Annotated in this window: 14 protein-coding genes; all 14 read right to left on the reverse strand. The window is 63.0% G+C overall.

What is annotated here, in order from left to right; translation table 11 throughout:
• Positions 1-9: 9 nt before the first annotated feature.
• Entirely contained in the window at positions 10-855 is an 846-nt protein-coding gene (locus BTUS_RS12570) for an MTAP family purine nucleoside phosphorylase (RefSeq protein ID WP_013076449.1), read from the reverse strand.
• Between the two features lie 36 nt (positions 856-891).
• Positions 892-1,365, reverse strand: a complete 474-nt coding sequence (gene trmL / locus BTUS_RS12575) for a tRNA (uridine(34)/cytosine(34)/5-carboxymethylaminomethyluridine(34)-2'-O)-methyltransferase TrmL (RefSeq protein ID WP_013076450.1) — start codon at positions 1,363-1,365, stop codon at positions 892-894.
• Positions 1,366-1,478: 113 nt separating this feature from the next.
• Positions 1,479-3,347, reverse strand: coding sequence for a HAMP domain-containing sensor histidine kinase (locus BTUS_RS17005; protein ID WP_013076451.1), 1,869 nt, complete (start codon positions 3,345-3,347; stop codon positions 1,479-1,481).
• Complete coding sequence (locus BTUS_RS12585; RefSeq protein WP_013076452.1) at positions 3,332-4,045, reverse strand: response regulator transcription factor; 714 nt, start codon at positions 4,043-4,045, stop codon at positions 3,332-3,334. The genes BTUS_RS17005 and BTUS_RS12585 overlap by 16 nt, the downstream gene beginning before the upstream one ends.
• Before the next feature lie 142 nt (positions 4,046-4,187).
• On the reverse strand, positions 4,188-6,458 hold the full coding sequence (gene hypF / locus BTUS_RS12590) for a carbamoyltransferase HypF (protein ID WP_013076453.1): 2,271 nt from the start codon (positions 6,456-6,458) through the stop codon (positions 4,188-4,190).
• Positions 6,459-6,518: 60 nt separating this feature from the next.
• On the reverse strand, positions 6,519-6,758 hold the full coding sequence (locus tag BTUS_RS12595; protein ID WP_013076454.1) for a Uxx-star family glutaredoxin-like (seleno)protein: 240 nt from the start codon (positions 6,756-6,758) through the stop codon (positions 6,519-6,521).
• Entirely contained in the window at positions 6,751-7,923 is a 1,173-nt protein-coding gene (locus BTUS_RS12600; protein ID WP_013076455.1) for an SIS domain-containing protein, read from the reverse strand. Before BTUS_RS12600 ends, BTUS_RS12595 begins: the two co-directional genes overlap by 8 nt.
• A 15-nt stretch (positions 7,924-7,938) precedes the next feature.
• Positions 7,939-8,979, reverse strand: a complete 1,041-nt coding sequence (hypE, locus tag BTUS_RS12605; protein WP_013076456.1) for a hydrogenase expression/formation protein HypE — start codon at positions 8,977-8,979, stop codon at positions 7,939-7,941.
• 70 nt (positions 8,980-9,049) lie between these two features.
• Positions 9,050-10,069 (reverse strand): HoxN/HupN/NixA family nickel/cobalt transporter, encoded by a 1,020-nt coding sequence (locus tag BTUS_RS12610; protein WP_013076457.1) that lies wholly within the window; start codon positions 10,067-10,069, stop codon positions 9,050-9,052.
• Positions 10,070-10,106: 37 nt separating this feature from the next.
• Positions 10,107-11,219 (reverse strand): hydrogenase formation protein HypD, encoded by a 1,113-nt coding sequence (gene hypD, locus BTUS_RS12615; protein ID WP_013076458.1) that lies wholly within the window; start codon positions 11,217-11,219, stop codon positions 10,107-10,109.
• Positions 11,216-11,476: a HypC/HybG/HupF family hydrogenase formation chaperone gene (locus BTUS_RS12620; RefSeq protein WP_013076459.1), complete on the reverse strand. Its 261-nt coding sequence runs from the start codon at positions 11,474-11,476 to the stop codon at positions 11,216-11,218. Before BTUS_RS12620 ends, hypD begins: the two co-directional genes overlap by 4 nt.
• On the reverse strand, positions 11,473-11,811 hold the full coding sequence (locus tag BTUS_RS12625) for a HypC/HybG/HupF family hydrogenase formation chaperone (RefSeq protein WP_013076460.1): 339 nt from the start codon (positions 11,809-11,811) through the stop codon (positions 11,473-11,475). The genes BTUS_RS12620 and BTUS_RS12625 overlap by 4 nt, the downstream gene beginning before the upstream one ends.
• Positions 11,812-11,874: 63 nt before the next feature.
• A complete protein-coding gene (locus tag BTUS_RS12630; RefSeq protein ID WP_013076461.1) occupies positions 11,875-12,975 on the reverse strand; it encodes an NHL repeat-containing protein in 1,101 nt (366 codons plus the stop codon).
• The gene (locus BTUS_RS12635) at positions 12,957-13,790 is read right to left on the reverse strand and encodes a NifU family protein (RefSeq protein WP_013076462.1); all 834 of its coding nucleotides are present in this window, start codon (positions 13,788-13,790) and stop codon (positions 12,957-12,959) included. Before BTUS_RS12635 ends, BTUS_RS12630 begins: the two co-directional genes overlap by 19 nt.
• Between the last annotated feature and the right edge of the window lie 6 nt (positions 13,791-13,796).

Genomic DNA, 13,796 nt, shown 5'->3' on the forward strand with positions numbered 1-13,796 from the left:
GGTCAAGCCCTATCGCCCCTTTCCGATGTTTTCCTTCGTCAGCAGGGTATCCTTCCGCAGGTCCCGGCATCCGCAATCTTCATCAAGAGGCGTTTCGCGCAGGGCATCGAGCAGAATCCGGCCCACCGCCCGGGCTTCTTGAAAAAACAAGTCCCGCAATTCCTCGTGCCGCCAATCCCGCACCACCCCTTCGGCATAATTCACCACCAAGTCGACCCGGGCGTAGCAGGCACCGATCTCCCGGGCCAGGTACACCTCCGGGCACATGCTCTGCCCGATCACGTCTGCCCCCATCATCTGCAGCGCCCGTACTTCGGCTACGCTTTCAAAATGACGCCCATCGGTGTTGGCGTACACCCCGCGTTCGAACACCCGACCAAGGCCGGCATCCCGGGCAGCTCGGGCCAATCGCCGTCGGCCGTGGGGACAAGTGGGCTGGCGCATCACCAACAGATACGGACCCCCCAATCCCACATCTTTGCGCATGGACTGATCGATGTAGTCATCGGGAATGACCACGTCCCTCACATCCAGCAAGTGATTGCACGCTCCAACTCCACCTTCGGCGTACACCTTGCGCACTCCGGCTTGGCCGAGAATCCAAAACAGTTGTTGAGACGCCCGTCCTCTCGGCAACCCCTCCTCGGGGCGCCAGCCGTGCATCTTCACCGTCCAAACTCGCTTGTCCCCGAACGTAAACAACTTCATCTCCGGCCCGGGACCATAAGGGGTGTCGAAACGGACTCCACTTTTGAGCACCTGTACATCTTCCGTTTCGACATCCTCTGGAAAGTGCAGCGAAAAGGTGCTCGAGCCCCCGATGATCGCAAACTCCGCCGAATCAATTTCAGACACAGGCGCCCCCCCTTTTGCCACTTCATGAATCCGGATTCACACGAGACCCGGAAAACCGTTCTGCCGAAGCGCCTCAAACAACGCCAGCGCCACAGAGTTCGACAGATTTAAGGACCGGATGTCCGGACGCATGGGGATCCTCAGCGTTTGCTCGGGAAATCGCTCCAACAGCGCGTCGGGCAACCCCCGAGTTTCTTTTCCAAACACCAGAAAATCCCCGGGCCGATACCTCACCTCGGCATACTGACGCTTCCCCTTGGTACTAAAATAAAAAAAGCGCCCCTCCGGGTGTTCTTCCAGCAAATCTTCAAACCGATCGTGGTACTCAACGTGAACCCAATGCCAATAATCCAACCCCGCCCGACGCAGGTGGCGATCATCCACCTCAAATCCCAATGGACGGACCAGATGAAGGACCGTTCCCGTGGCCGCACACGTGCGTGCAACATTTCCGGTGTTGGGAGGAATCTCCGGCTCCACCAGCACCACGTGAAAAGGTCGTCTCTCCATCCCTGCACCCCCATTATACTGCGCCCTGGGCGGCGCCTCCAAGAGCCCGTCCCGGCTTTCCGGCCCGCCGCAGACCCTCGAGCCCCCGGACCCACTCCCTTCTTCGGCCATTGTCAGGGTAAACTGTCCGGAGGCCACCGGCGGGGGAATTGAACAAAAAAACGACTCCCCTTGCCCACTTCACTTTCAACTCCCACCCGGCCTCCGTGAAGCTGCACCACATGTTTGACGATGGCGAGCCCCAGCCCTGTGCCGCCCGTGGTCCGGGCCCGGGCCTTATCCACCCGGTAGAAGCGTTCAAACACCCGATCCCGGTCTTCGGGGGGGATTCCAACTCCCGTGTCCGCGACCTCCACCTTGACTTCCCGGGGATCCGTGCCCAGGACCCGGACATCCACCCGGCCTCCCGCCGGAGTGTATTTTAGTGCATTGTCAATCAAATTGCTCAGTACCTGCCGCACCCGGTCGGGATCCACTTCCGCCCGGCAATCGCCCTCTTTGTCCAAATAAAGATCGGTCCCGGCTTGCTCCGCCGCATACCCGTAATCCTGCACCACATCCCGGGCCATCTCCGCCAGATCCACCGGTCTCCGATGCAGCGTGGTCAGGTGGGATTCCAGCCGGGAAAGATCCAACAGATCCCGGACCAGCTGTTCCAGTCGCCGGGCCTCCCGATGGATCAACTCCAAAAAATGTCTTCGCTCCTCAGGGGCTAAATCCTCTTCCACCACGGTCTCGGCCAGTCCGCAAATGGCGGTCACCGGGGTTTTGAGTTCATGGGAGACATTGGTGACGAACTCTTTGCGCACCTGTTCCAGCCTGCGGCGTTCGGTCACATCGTGAATGATCACCACGGCCCCGCCAGACAAACTGCTTCCCCTTAAGAAGTGCCTCCCTTCCGGTCGACCCACATCCTTCGTCGATCCGGCCTCTTGCCCCTGGCCCGGGATCCGGGGGATCGGCACCACGTGCACCTCCACCTCCCGGCGGGCCGGGCCGAACACCCCGTCGTATCGGCCCCCTTCGCCGTTGCGAACCGCCTGATCAATCATCGCATAGATCGGTTGGAACGCTTGAATGCCCCAGAACCGCCGACCGATCACCCGCTGCTCCCCGATCAACTCGGCCATGGCCGGGTTAATCCATTCCACCCGACCCCTGCCGTCCAGGGCCATAACCCCGCTGACCAGATGTTGCATCGTGATTTCCAGCCGGTCCTTTTCCAGGTGAAGTTTCTCCACACTCATGGCCAGATCCTCCGTCGAGCGCTGGAGGGCAGAGGCCATCTCGGCCAACTCCTCGGCCACTTGGCCAAGTTCATCCTTGCGTCGAAAGGGCAGCCCGTGGTATCGCCCCTGAGCCCAAACCGCCGCTGCCTGTCTGAGTTGGAGCAACCCTGTGCGGATGTCCCTCGCTACCACCGCCGACCAGGCCACTCCCAAACTGACGCTGACCCCCAAGCCCACCAGCCAAGCCCACCACGCGCCAAAGGGCGCCACCACCTGGGCCAAGGGTGTTTCCAGCCACACAACTCCCAGGATGCGATCCCCTGCCCGGACTGGCGACGCCGCCCGCACCACCAACCGGCCCACGGGATTCTGCTGGACATCGGTGGCCGTCTCGCCGTCCAAAGCCCGGTTGAGTTCCACCCCAGGCCAAATCTGGGCGGCTGCGTTCGAATCGGCCGAACCCCCGGTTTCCCCGGAAGACGCGATTACCCGTCCATCGGGGCCATACACCCGGCATGTCGCATCGAGCAACCCAGCAGTCTGCTCGGCCCATCCGATCAGCCTCACCGGCTCGGACCAGCGCATACTCGCGTCCTGAGCCGCCAGTGCCGCCTCCCGGGCGGCGATGCCCTGCACCTCGCTCATCGAGCCCCGCACCTCACTGCGCACCACCCAAAGCCCCGTCCACAGCCCGGCCACAGCCGACAGGACGAATCCCATCACCACCAGCCGGCGACTTAACGATCGCCCCATTCCAGGCTCCCTCCGAACCCGTAACCCACACCTCGAACTGTCGTGATATACCGTGGCTTTCTGGGATTCTCTTCGATTTTGTCCCGAAGGTGGCTCACTATGACGTCGACAATCCGGGTATCGCCGGCATAGGTGTAGCCCCACACCCGATCGAGCAACTCGTCCCGGGTCCACACCCTCCCCGGTTTCGACGCCATCACCGTCAACAATGTGAACTCCCGGGCAGTGAGTTGCACCGGCTTCCCCGCCACCTCCACCCGGTACTCCTGGGGCCAAATCACCACATCTCCGACGCGAATCTCGTGGCTCGCCCCCCCTTGGCGACGGGAACTGGCGGCTGCCCGGCGCAAAACCGCTTTCACCCGGGACACCAGCTCCCGGGGCAAAAACGGTTTTGTGACATAATCGTCGCCGCCCAAATCCAGCCCCAACACCCGGTCCACTTCGTCATCTCGGGCTGTAAGAAAAATCACCGGAATTCCAATCCCGTCGTCTCGCCAACTGCGGCACAGACTCAAGCCGTCCATCCCGGGGAGCATTACATCGAGGACCACCAGGTCCACATTTCCCTCCCGGACTTTTCGATCCGCCTCCTCGCCACTCTCCGCCGTGTCCACCGCATACCCCGCCTTCTTGAGGTGCCAGGACACGAGCTCGACAATGGCCGGCTCGTCATCGACGATCAGTACATGGCCCATGCTCACCGCTCCTCGCCGCACGGTACTCTCCCTAGTCCTAGTGTACCACGTGTCGCCGCGGCTTGTCTCACAGCTCTTCCAGACCCTTGCAGTGAGACAACTCGTTTACATGCAGGTCTGGCATTTGGGCGTTTCCTCAGGTTCACGACCGCTGTGCAGGACGCTCCACCACAGCCAAAGCCGCCTGGCCGAGACTGATGCCGCCGTCGTTCGGCGGCGCTTCCCGACCGATCCATACTTTCATCGGGCCCCCGGCCAACAGTTCCTTGAGGTCACTCAACAGAAGGGTGTTTTGAAACACGCCTCCGGACAGCACCACCGTATCCACACCGTGGGTTCGCCCCAGGTCGAGCGCGGCACGATGAACGCCCTCGGCGACGCCGCGGTGGAACGACCGGGCGATCTCCGCCGCGTCCCGACCCGCCAGACGATCCCTCATCACCGCCTGGAGGAGTGGGCGAAAATCCAGCTCCCGCCCATCCCATGGAAACGGATACACCGTCTCCAAGGGGGCTTGACGGGCGAGATGCTCCAGCCAGATCGCCGCCTGGCCCTCGAAGGAAATCGCACCGGTAAACCCCAGAAGGGCGGCCACCGCATCAAAGAGCCGTCCGACCGAGGTGGTGGGAAAGGTCTGAATGCCCTTTTCCGCCAGTTTCAATGCCTTGACAAAGCGTTCGGGCAGCTGAAGACGCGCGGCCGCTTCCGACGCCCACTCCGGAAGCTCGGCGAGAAAACCGGCCAGCGCCTGCAACGGCACCCGGGCGGCCGCATCACCCCCGGGCAGCACCGCGTAATGAAGATGCCCGGCGCGCACCAATCCTTCCACCGCACTTCCCAAAAACAGCTCTCCGCCCCAGATCGCCCCATCGTCGCCAAAGCCCGTGCCGTCAAACACCACCCCCACGACCCGACGGTCCAGCGCGTTTTGCTCCGCCAGGACTGCCGCCACATGGGCGCGATGGTGCTGCACCCCGAGATGATGGCGGACCGCCAGGGAGCGGGCGAAGGCCGAAGAGCGAAAATCCGGATGGAGATCGTGGGCCACCACCGTCTCCTCCAAGGGAACGTCGTACATGTTCAGCAGATCGCCGACCGTCTGCTCGAAGGCGGCATATGCCTCGTACTGATCCAAATCCCCGAGGTGTTGGCTCATGATCGCGCGACCGTCCACCACCAAAGTGACCGTATTTTTGAGATCGGCGCCCACGGCGAGGACGGGACGGTCGCCGGGCAAAGGGGCCACGGGAAGCGGCGCATAACCCCGCGCCCGCCGCAGCACGGTCGGCCCGAACGGGCCCGCGCGGGCCACCGAATCGTCCACGCGCCGGGCAATGGGCCGTTCTCCGATCAGCCAGGCGTCGGCGATTCCCCGGAGGCGTTCCCGAGCCTCCTCGTCTCGATACACGATCGGCTCGCTGGAGCGATTGGCGCTCGTCATCACCAGAACCGGCGGCGCTCCAAAGGCAAAAAGCAGGTGGTGCAGCGGCGTATACGGCAGCATCACACCCAGGTCGCCGTTGTCCGGGGCCACCTCCGGCAACGGCCGCCGGGCCGGAGCCAACACGATGGGACGCATGGCCGAGGTCAGCAGGGCCTCCGCCTCGGGCGACAGATCCACCAACTCCCGCGCCACGTTCAGGTCCTTGGCCATGACGGCAAAGGGCTTGGCCCCGCGGCGCTTCCGCTCCCGCAGCGCACGAACAGCCCCGGCGTTCTTTGCATCGCAGGCCAAGTGATAACCGCCCAGGCCTTTGACGGCGACGATCGCCCCCCGGCCCAGCAGGTGCACCGCTTCGCGCAGGGCCGCCTCATCCCCGCGCACCGTCTCGCCCTCCCGCCCCAGCACATAATAATGGGGTCCGCACCGGGGGCAGGCGATGGGCTGGGCGTGGAACCGCCGATCCAAGGGATCGCGGTATTGACCGGCGCAATCCGGGCACATCGTCCAGCCCTTCATGGTGGTTCGAGGGCGGTCGTACGGCAGCCCTTCGATCACGGTATAGCGCGGACCGCATTCTGTGCAATTGATGTACGGATACAGATAGCGCCGGTCCGCCGGGTCGAACAGTTCCTCCAGACAGGCGGCGCACACCGCCGAATCCGCCGGAATGTTCACCGTCGGCCGGCCGCTTCGCCGGCTTTCGCGAATCTGAAACACCTCATGGCCCTCCGGCAAGACCTCCTGAACCTCCGCGTCCGTCACACGGGACGCCCCCGGAGGGTGCGCCTTCATCTCACGCAAAAATGCGGCGAGTGCCTCGGAATCTCCTTCGGCATGGATGTCCACTCCGCCTTCGCCGTTTTGCACCCATCCCGAAAGGCCCCATTCTTGCGCCAGGCGAAACACAAAAGGCCGAAAACCGACTCCTTGAACCACGCCGCGCACGCGAATGCGCCATGCCGCTTTCATCTCATCGCCTCCGAACCGACGACCGCGCGGATCGCGCGTCCGAACACAACTCGAAGCGCCTCATTCCTCAACAGAGGGGAGTGAGACGATGCATCCCCGCCCCTGATACCCCACCTGCACGACACGGCCGTCCTCCACCAATACCGGGACCGTGCGCCCCCCCGTCAAATCCAACACGCGCTTCAACGCTTCGAGATCCTCCTCGACATCGTATTCCTGGAACTCCTTCCCTTCCCACAGAAGATTTTCCCGAAGCTCCCGGGTGTACGGGCAGCCCTGGGTACCGTACAGCTCAAGCATCGTTCCCGACCACCTCCAGACCTTCTCGGATAATATGGTACACGGATGCTTGAACCTCCTGAATGCGAGGAATGTAATCGGACCGCACAATCACGGCGATATCCGCCAGGCCGCGGCGCATCACCTCTCCGCCGTCGTACCCGAGCAAGGCCATGGTCACCAGTCCCCGTTTTTTCGCCTCTTCAAGGGCCGACAGGATGTTTTTCGAACCCCCGCTCGTCGAGATCCCCACCGCCACATCTTCCCGGTTGGCATGGGCAATCAGTTGCCGGACAAACATCACCTCGGCGCCCACATCGTTGGCCAAGGCGGAGAGGACGGCGGGCTCCATGGACAGGGAGACGGCCGGATGCGGACGCATCCCGGCCGGGGGAAGCACCATATCCAGAGCCCAGTCGTTGGCGTCGGTGGCCGAACCCCCATTGCCGAACACGATGAGTTTTCCGCCTTTCGCCAAACAGTCCGCCAGGGTGTGCACGGCGCGAACCACGTTCGACATCTCCTCGGCCGCCACCTGCATGCGCAGGCGCTCCACTTCCCGGGCTTTCGCCTCGATGGACTCCGCCACCTCGGCCACCACCTTCGAGGTATCCTGCCGCCGGGAACCGAGAAATGGGTACAAAAACTCCGCTTCTCCGGCCCCGCTCCCCAATTCCCGATGTTCAAAAAAGACATGCACCGTCTCCCACAGGGTGTGGTACAGGATCTCGATCAATTCCTGATGCACAAAGGGATCGGAGTCGGGGGCATCCACCGCGTAGCTGCCCTCTGTCCCCGGCAGCGCAAAGGTTTGCGCCCCCCCGGCTCTTGCCCGGGCCAGGGCCTCGGCGACGGCGGGATCTCCGCCGGGCGCGCCGAACCCCATCACCATATCCTCGGGGCGCAGGACGGAGTTCAGCCACTCGGGGAACGCCATGGACAGATCAAGGGCCGGCAATGCCCGCTTGCCCACGATGACCGGGTGGACAAACTCCACCGACACATGCTGGGCGTCTGTGGCATATGGTCCCCGGCCAATGGCGATCAGCCGCCCACCGTCCAGAAACCGTTCCGCCATTTCCCGGCAGGCCGCCGCCAACCGCCCGGCTTCGCGGGGAAAAAACCTGGCCGAGACGTCGTTTCGATACTGAAAGCGCTCCTTCGCCCACCGCTCCACAGGATCCATGGTCGATCGCCCCCTTCAACAGATGCGCGGCAGCGGATCGCCGACGAGCATATCCACCACCCGGGTGCCGCCGTACCGGGAACTGGCCAGGACCACCTTCGCCGGCGTTTCTCGAATTTCGCCCACACGGGTCGCCGCCTCGCCCCCCGGCACTCGTTTCAGGGCCTCCAGGGCCGCGTCGGCATACTCCGGGGACACAACGGCAAGAAACTGCCCTTCATTGGCGATATGGAGCGGGTCAAATCCGAGAATCTCGCAGGCGCCCCGCACCACCGGCCGAACGGGAACGGCTTCCTCTTCCAACAGAACCGCCACCCCGGCCTCCCGGGCCAACTCATTCAGAGCGGTGGCCACGCCGCCGCGCGTGGGATCGCGCATCCAACGCAACCCCGGCGCCGCCGCGTCAACCAGAGCCGCCACCATGGGCCACACCGGCCTTGTATCGGATGCGAGATCGGCTTCCAGATCCAGTTCGCCGCGCGCCAAAAGCACCGTGATGCCGTGGTCGCCGATCGGGCCGGAAAGCAGCACCTGATCCCCCGGGCGCACCCCTTTCGCGGAGAGACTCACGCGCGAATCCACCACGCCGACCCCCGCCGTGGTGATATAGAAGCCGTCCGCCTTGCCGTGCTCGACCACTTTGGTATCCCCGCCCACCACCGCTACGCCGGCTCTCCGGGCCGCCTCCGCCATGGCGGCCACTTCCGCTTCCAACGCCGAGGTGGGCAAACCCGCCTCCAGAATCAGGGTGGCCACCAGCGCCAGCGGCTTCGCCCCCGCCACGGCCAAATCGTTCACCGTCCCATTGATCGCCAACTCTCCGATGGATCCTCCGGGAAACACGGGCGGTTTCACGACGAAACTGTCCGCCGTCACGGCCAATCGCACTCCCTGGACCTCCAGATACGCCGCATCGCCGAGATCGGCCAAGGCCTCATTGGACAAGTACGGCAGCAACAATCCTTCAACCAGTCGCCGACTGGCCTTTCCCCCCGCCCCATGGGCGAGTTCAATGCGCGGATCGCCGAAGCGCACCTTCGTTGCCCCGGTCACCATCCACGAATCGCCTCCTTCTCAAGTGTCCCGCGGGTTCACCCCCGCCGCCGCAGTGGACCGGGGAAAACGATCACCTGCTGTTTCCCCACCGTTCTTCCAACCGCCCCACCTTCCACACGCCGTAGGAGACCGCCCAGGTCACAATAAACAGCCCGATCACCACATATCCCAGCCCACCCAGATCCAGGTTGCGGAGCCAATCCCACCATCGCCCTTGAAACTCAAGTTTTTCCTCTATGACCTGCAGCAATTCGATCCCGCCGATCACCAGCGCGACTGCCACCGAAAGCCCGGTCACCGTCAGGTTGTAGTAAAGCTTTCGCAAAGGCGTGGACAGGGCCCAGCCGTACGCCCGGGTCATAAACACTCCGTCCGCGGTATCCATCAGGCTCATGCCGGCGGCAAACAGCAGGGGAAGCGCGAGAATGCCCGACCAGGAGAGGGAAGTGGTGCTTCCGGCGGAGAGGGCCAGCAGGCTGATCTGGCTCGCCGTGTCGAATCCCAGCCCAAAAAGCAGGCCCAGGGGGTAGACGTGCCAAGAGCGGCCGATGAACCGCCAGAGAGGTTTGACAAGCCGGGCCACCAGCCCGCGATTCATCAGCAGCGCATCCAGGGAACCCGGCTGCTCCTCTCCGCGGCGCAAAGACCTGAAAAGCCGCCAGATATCCATCCAGATCATCAGGTTCACCGCAGCGATGACCACAAGGAAAATTCCCGACACGAGAGTGCCGATCAGCCCGCCCACTTCCTGAAAGGCGGGTATCTTCTCCTGCAGCCAGTGCGCCGCCAGTGCCGTGGCCAACGCGGCGATGAGAACCACCGTGGAATGCCCCAGAGAAAAATAAAATCCGATGCCGGAGGGATTTTCTCTCTGTTGGACCAACTTCCGCACCGTGTTGTCAATGGCGGCGATGTGGTCGGCGTCAAAAGCGTGACGAAGCCCGAAGGTGTAAGCCAGGAATCCCATCCCCAGCACGGCCGGATTATGGCCGGCACCCACCAGCAACAAGAGAACTCCCAGCAGGTGAAGGATCCCGACGCCGAGCGCATAAGGCCACCAGGGATAACGGATATCGGTGCCGCTGTGCATACGCCTTGCCTCCCTTATCGTATTGCCCTTCTCCCCATCATTCCCCCGCCGCTTCACGCAGGTAGACATGGTGGTAATAGGCTGCACAGGCACCCTCCGACGACACCATCAGAGCGCCCACGGGATGCTCCGGCGTACACTCCTTGCCGAAGAGTTTACATTGATGAGGCTTGAGAACTCCTTTCAGCACCTCTCCGCACTGCGCCGCCTTGGGATCGGTCACCCGAACCCCCTGGACGGAATAGCGCATTTCGGCATCCCAGGGAGCAAACGCCTCTCGGAGTTTTAAGGCCGATTGCGAGATAAATCCCAGGCCGCGCCATTCAAAAAACGGCCGGACTTCAAACACTTCGGCCATCGCTTGTAAGGCCGGGCGATTGCCCTCCCAAGGAACCACCCGGGCATATTGATTCTCCACCTCGGATCTCCCTTCGCGCAACTGCCGGATCAACATCAGAATGGATTGCAGCAAATCCAGCGGTTCAAAACCGGAGATGACCACCGGCTTGCCGTACTCCCGAGCGACAAACTCGTAAGGACGAGCGCCGATGACGCTGGACACATGGCCGGGGCCGATAAAACCGTCAATGCGCATGTCCGGGGAGTCCAAGATGGCCCGAATGGCCGGCAGGATCAGCACGTGGTTGGAAAAAACGCTAAAATTGCGCACCCCCGTCTCCCGGGCTCGGAGAAGGGTCAGTGCCGTGGACGGCGCCGTGGTCTCAAAACCAATGGCAAAAAACACAACCTGACGATCCGGGTGCTCGAGAGCGAGCTTCAGGGCATCCAAGGGAGAATACACCATGCGCACATCGGCTCCCTTGGCGCGCAATTCCAAGGGGCTCCCCCGGCGCCCCGGCACCCTCATCACGTCCCCGAACGCGGTAAAAATCACCTTCGGCTGCTCGGCGATGGATAAGCCGTCGTCCATGCGCCCCATCGGAAGAACGCAGACCGGGCAGCCCGGCCCATGGATGAGCTCAATGTTATCCGGAAGCAAATTTTGTAATCCAAAACGATAAATGGAAAATGTGTGCCCTCCGCACACCTCCATCAACCGATAATGACGATTGGGGTCCACCGCGCGCCGGATCTCCTCAGCGGTTTTTTGAATCAATTCCGGATCGCGAAATTCATCGACGTATTTCATGGTTCCACATGCACCTCCAAGGCCCGACCGATGGCCACACCCAAGTGAACCAGGAGAATCTCGCCCACCCGGACATCGGGCACAAAGTCGACCGCCACCTCGGCCCGCTGCCCCTTGCGGTCTTCCACCACCGCTTCATTCCCCCGAACCTCCAGCACCTGCACGGGAACGGCCACGTCGCCGCACACGGCACAGCCGTCCTCCGCCAATGTGGCGCTTCCAAACCGTTCCCATTCAGGACTCGGAAATGGCTTCATGATCGAACATTCCTTTCCTCGGCATCCGGAATGTCCTCCCCGGACGCCAACCCGCCCGGTGCAATCTCTTCAAAACGGTATCCGCGAACCTCTTCCTCGGCCTGTGCCGCTTCCCCCAACATCGTCAGCAGCCGGATCTGTTCTTCCGCCTGTTCCTCACTGATCTTGCTCATGGCGAAGCCCACGTGGATCAGCACCCACTCACCCAGCTGCATCCCTTCGTGCCGGAGCAACCCGATATTGATGGTTCTGCGCACTCCTGACACATCCACCACAGCGTATTGCTGTTCCTCATCGAGCAACTCCACGATCCGACCCGGTATGGCCAAACACATGGGCGATTGTTCCTCCTTTTTTCACGGCTTGTCGCGGCCCGGCGGAACTGCATCCGCGCTCCTTCAACTCAGTGCCAGCCGCCACACCAACACGCGATTGTTGCCGGAGTCGGCGACGGCCAGCAGGTTCTTGTGACACCAAAGGCCGTAAGGCCAACAAAGGGTATCCCGTCTCACCGCCTGCCAGCGGTTCTCTCCGGAATCGTCAAAATTGCTTTGCCCGATCACACCCGTTGCGGCCGGATACATCCCCTCCCGGGGCGGTCCGGGAAAAAGGAGCACCCGGTTGTTGGCCGTATCCGCCACCGCCAAGTGCTCGCCGCATAAGGCCGCACTATATGGAAAGCGGAGCCGCCGCGGGCCTTGGGGGATATGGGGAAGCTCGAAGGCCCGGTCAAAGCCTTCCTGGCCGAGGAGCAAATCCGCGGGTCGGTCCGCATCCGGCGGAGGAGTAAAGCCGAGAACCCGGTGATTCCCGGCATCGGCCACGTATAATGTGGCGCCGTCTCCCACCACCGCATGGGGCCAACGAAAAGTGTCGGCACCGACACCGCGGCCGCGATTTTCCGCATGGCTGTACATATCGGGCTGGCCCAATACCAGATCGGGGGGGCCGTGGCCGTCCGGCAGTCCCCGCCAGCCGAGCACCCGCCGATTGCCTGTGTCCGCCACATAGAACCATCCGTTGACATAGGCAAACCCGTACGGCCAATAAAACCCCAAGGGGCCCGCCTCTGCCCCCCGATTGGGCTCCGTGGAATCCAAATCGGGCTGACCCAAGACCCGGTCCGGCGGTTGGCCGTTTTTCTCGGGCAGGGCGTCCCAAATCAGGATGCGATGGTGCCAAGCGTCCGCCACAAACAGCCGTCCCTCCACCACCGCCACCCCGGTGGGAAGGTGCAGGAGGCCCGGTCCCTCCGCCTCGAAATCGGCATGGCCCACCACCACGTCGGCGGGTTGATGGTCCGTTTCCGGCCATCCATGCCAGATGAGAATCCGATGATTGCCCGTGTCCGCCACCACCACGGCGCGATCATCCACATAGACCCCCCGCGGCGCATAGAGCTGAACCCGGTTCGGGCGGGCGGCCGGAAGCGCCAGCCCCCCCGGGGCCGGGGCCCCCAACCACCGCAACGGTTCCGCCGTCAACCGGGGCGTACCCATACCCGCTGCTCCTCCACCCGCACGGGAAACGGTTCCAGCTGCACATGAGGGGCCGTCAGGCACTCTCCCGTCGACAGGTCATAGCGGAACCCGTGCCACGGGCAGGTCAGGACTTCCCCCTCCACCAGGCCCTTGTCGAGCGGCATCCCCATGTGGGGACACTGATTGCGATACGCCATGATCTTCGGCCCCACGCGAATCAACAGCACATTGTGGCCCCCCTGCTCGAATCGGAAGGGCCGACCGTCCGCCAACAGTTCCACCGGCGGGCCCTCCAGCCAGCCGCTGTTCCCCAGGCCGTCGACGTCATCTAAAGGAATGAATCCCGCCACCGTCTCGTCCTCAGCCACCTCGACGCGCCGGACCTCGGGAACGCGGGCCTTCACGGCTTCTTCCACGCCGTCCCTCAGCGTCAGTGCCGAGAGAGAACACCCCGAGCAGGCTCCGTGAAGGCGCACGTACACCACATCCGCCTCCACCTTCACCAGCTCCACGTCCCCGCCGTGAGAACGCATGTAGGGCCGCACTTCTTCCAGAACGGCGGCCACCCGGGTGAAGAGATCCTGCTTGATGATGCCGTGCATCAGAAACATGGCGTAAACAGCGGGATCCTCCACCGCCTGCAACAACAGTTCTTTGCCGGACTCCGTCGTCCGCAGGGTGCGCACCAGCCGGCGCAGGGCATGTTCATGAAAAGCTTCGATGGCCTTTTTCATCTCCATGGCCTTTTGCCGCGCATCCTCGGACAACCCCTGGATCGCTTCCGCCGCACGGTCCACATTGGCGGCCAAAACACCGAAATCATCGAGTTGCATCGCGAT

Source organism: Kyrpidia tusciae DSM 2912, assembly GCF_000092905.1.
Taxonomy (GTDB): Bacteria; Bacillota; Bacilli; order Kyrpidiales; family Kyrpidiaceae; genus Kyrpidia; species Kyrpidia tusciae.

Excerpts from the sequence above, each read along its gene's own strand:
- BTUS_RS12610 (WP_013076457.1), bottom strand. The coding sequence starts at position 10,069 with ATGCACAGCGGCACCGATATCCGTTATCCCTGGTGGCCTTATGCGCTC.
- BTUS_RS12625 (WP_013076460.1), bottom strand. The coding sequence starts at position 11,811 with ATGTGTTTGGCCATACCGGGTCGGATCGTGGAGTTGCTCGATGAGGAA.
- BTUS_RS12600 (WP_013076455.1), bottom strand. The coding sequence starts at position 7,923 with ATGGATCCTGTGGAGCGGTGGGCGAAGGAGCGCTTTCAGTATCGAAAC.
- hypF (WP_013076453.1), bottom strand. The coding sequence starts at position 6,458 with ATGAAAGCGGCATGGCGCATTCGCGTGCGCGGCGTGGTTCAAGGAGTC.
- trmL (WP_013076450.1), bottom strand. The coding sequence starts at position 1,365 with ATGGAGAGACGACCTTTTCACGTGGTGCTGGTGGAGCCGGAGATTCCT.
- BTUS_RS12635 (WP_013076462.1), bottom strand. The coding sequence starts at position 13,790 with ATGCAACTCGATGATTTCGGTGTTTTGGCCGCCAATGTGGACCGTGCG.
- BTUS_RS12630 (WP_013076461.1), bottom strand. The coding sequence starts at position 12,975 with ATGGGTACGCCCCGGTTGACGGCGGAACCGTTGCGGTGGTTGGGGGCC.
- BTUS_RS17005 (WP_013076451.1), bottom strand. The coding sequence starts at position 3,347 with ATGGGGCGATCGTTAAGTCGCCGGCTGGTGGTGATGGGATTCGTCCTG.
- BTUS_RS12595 (WP_013076454.1), bottom strand. The coding sequence starts at position 6,758 with ATGCTTGAGCTGTACGGTACCCAGGGCTGCCCGTACACCCGGGAGCTT.
- hypD (WP_013076458.1), bottom strand. The coding sequence starts at position 11,219 with ATGAAATACGTCGATGAATTTCGCGATCCGGAATTGATTCAAAAAACC.
- BTUS_RS12620 (WP_013076459.1), bottom strand. The coding sequence starts at position 11,476 with ATGAAGCCATTTCCGAGTCCTGAATGGGAACGGTTTGGAAGCGCCACA.
- BTUS_RS12585 (WP_013076452.1), bottom strand. The coding sequence starts at position 4,045 with ATGGGCCATGTACTGATCGTCGATGACGAGCCGGCCATTGTCGAGCTC.
- hypE (WP_013076456.1), bottom strand. The coding sequence starts at position 8,979 with ATGGTGACCGGGGCAACGAAGGTGCGCTTCGGCGATCCGCGCATTGAA.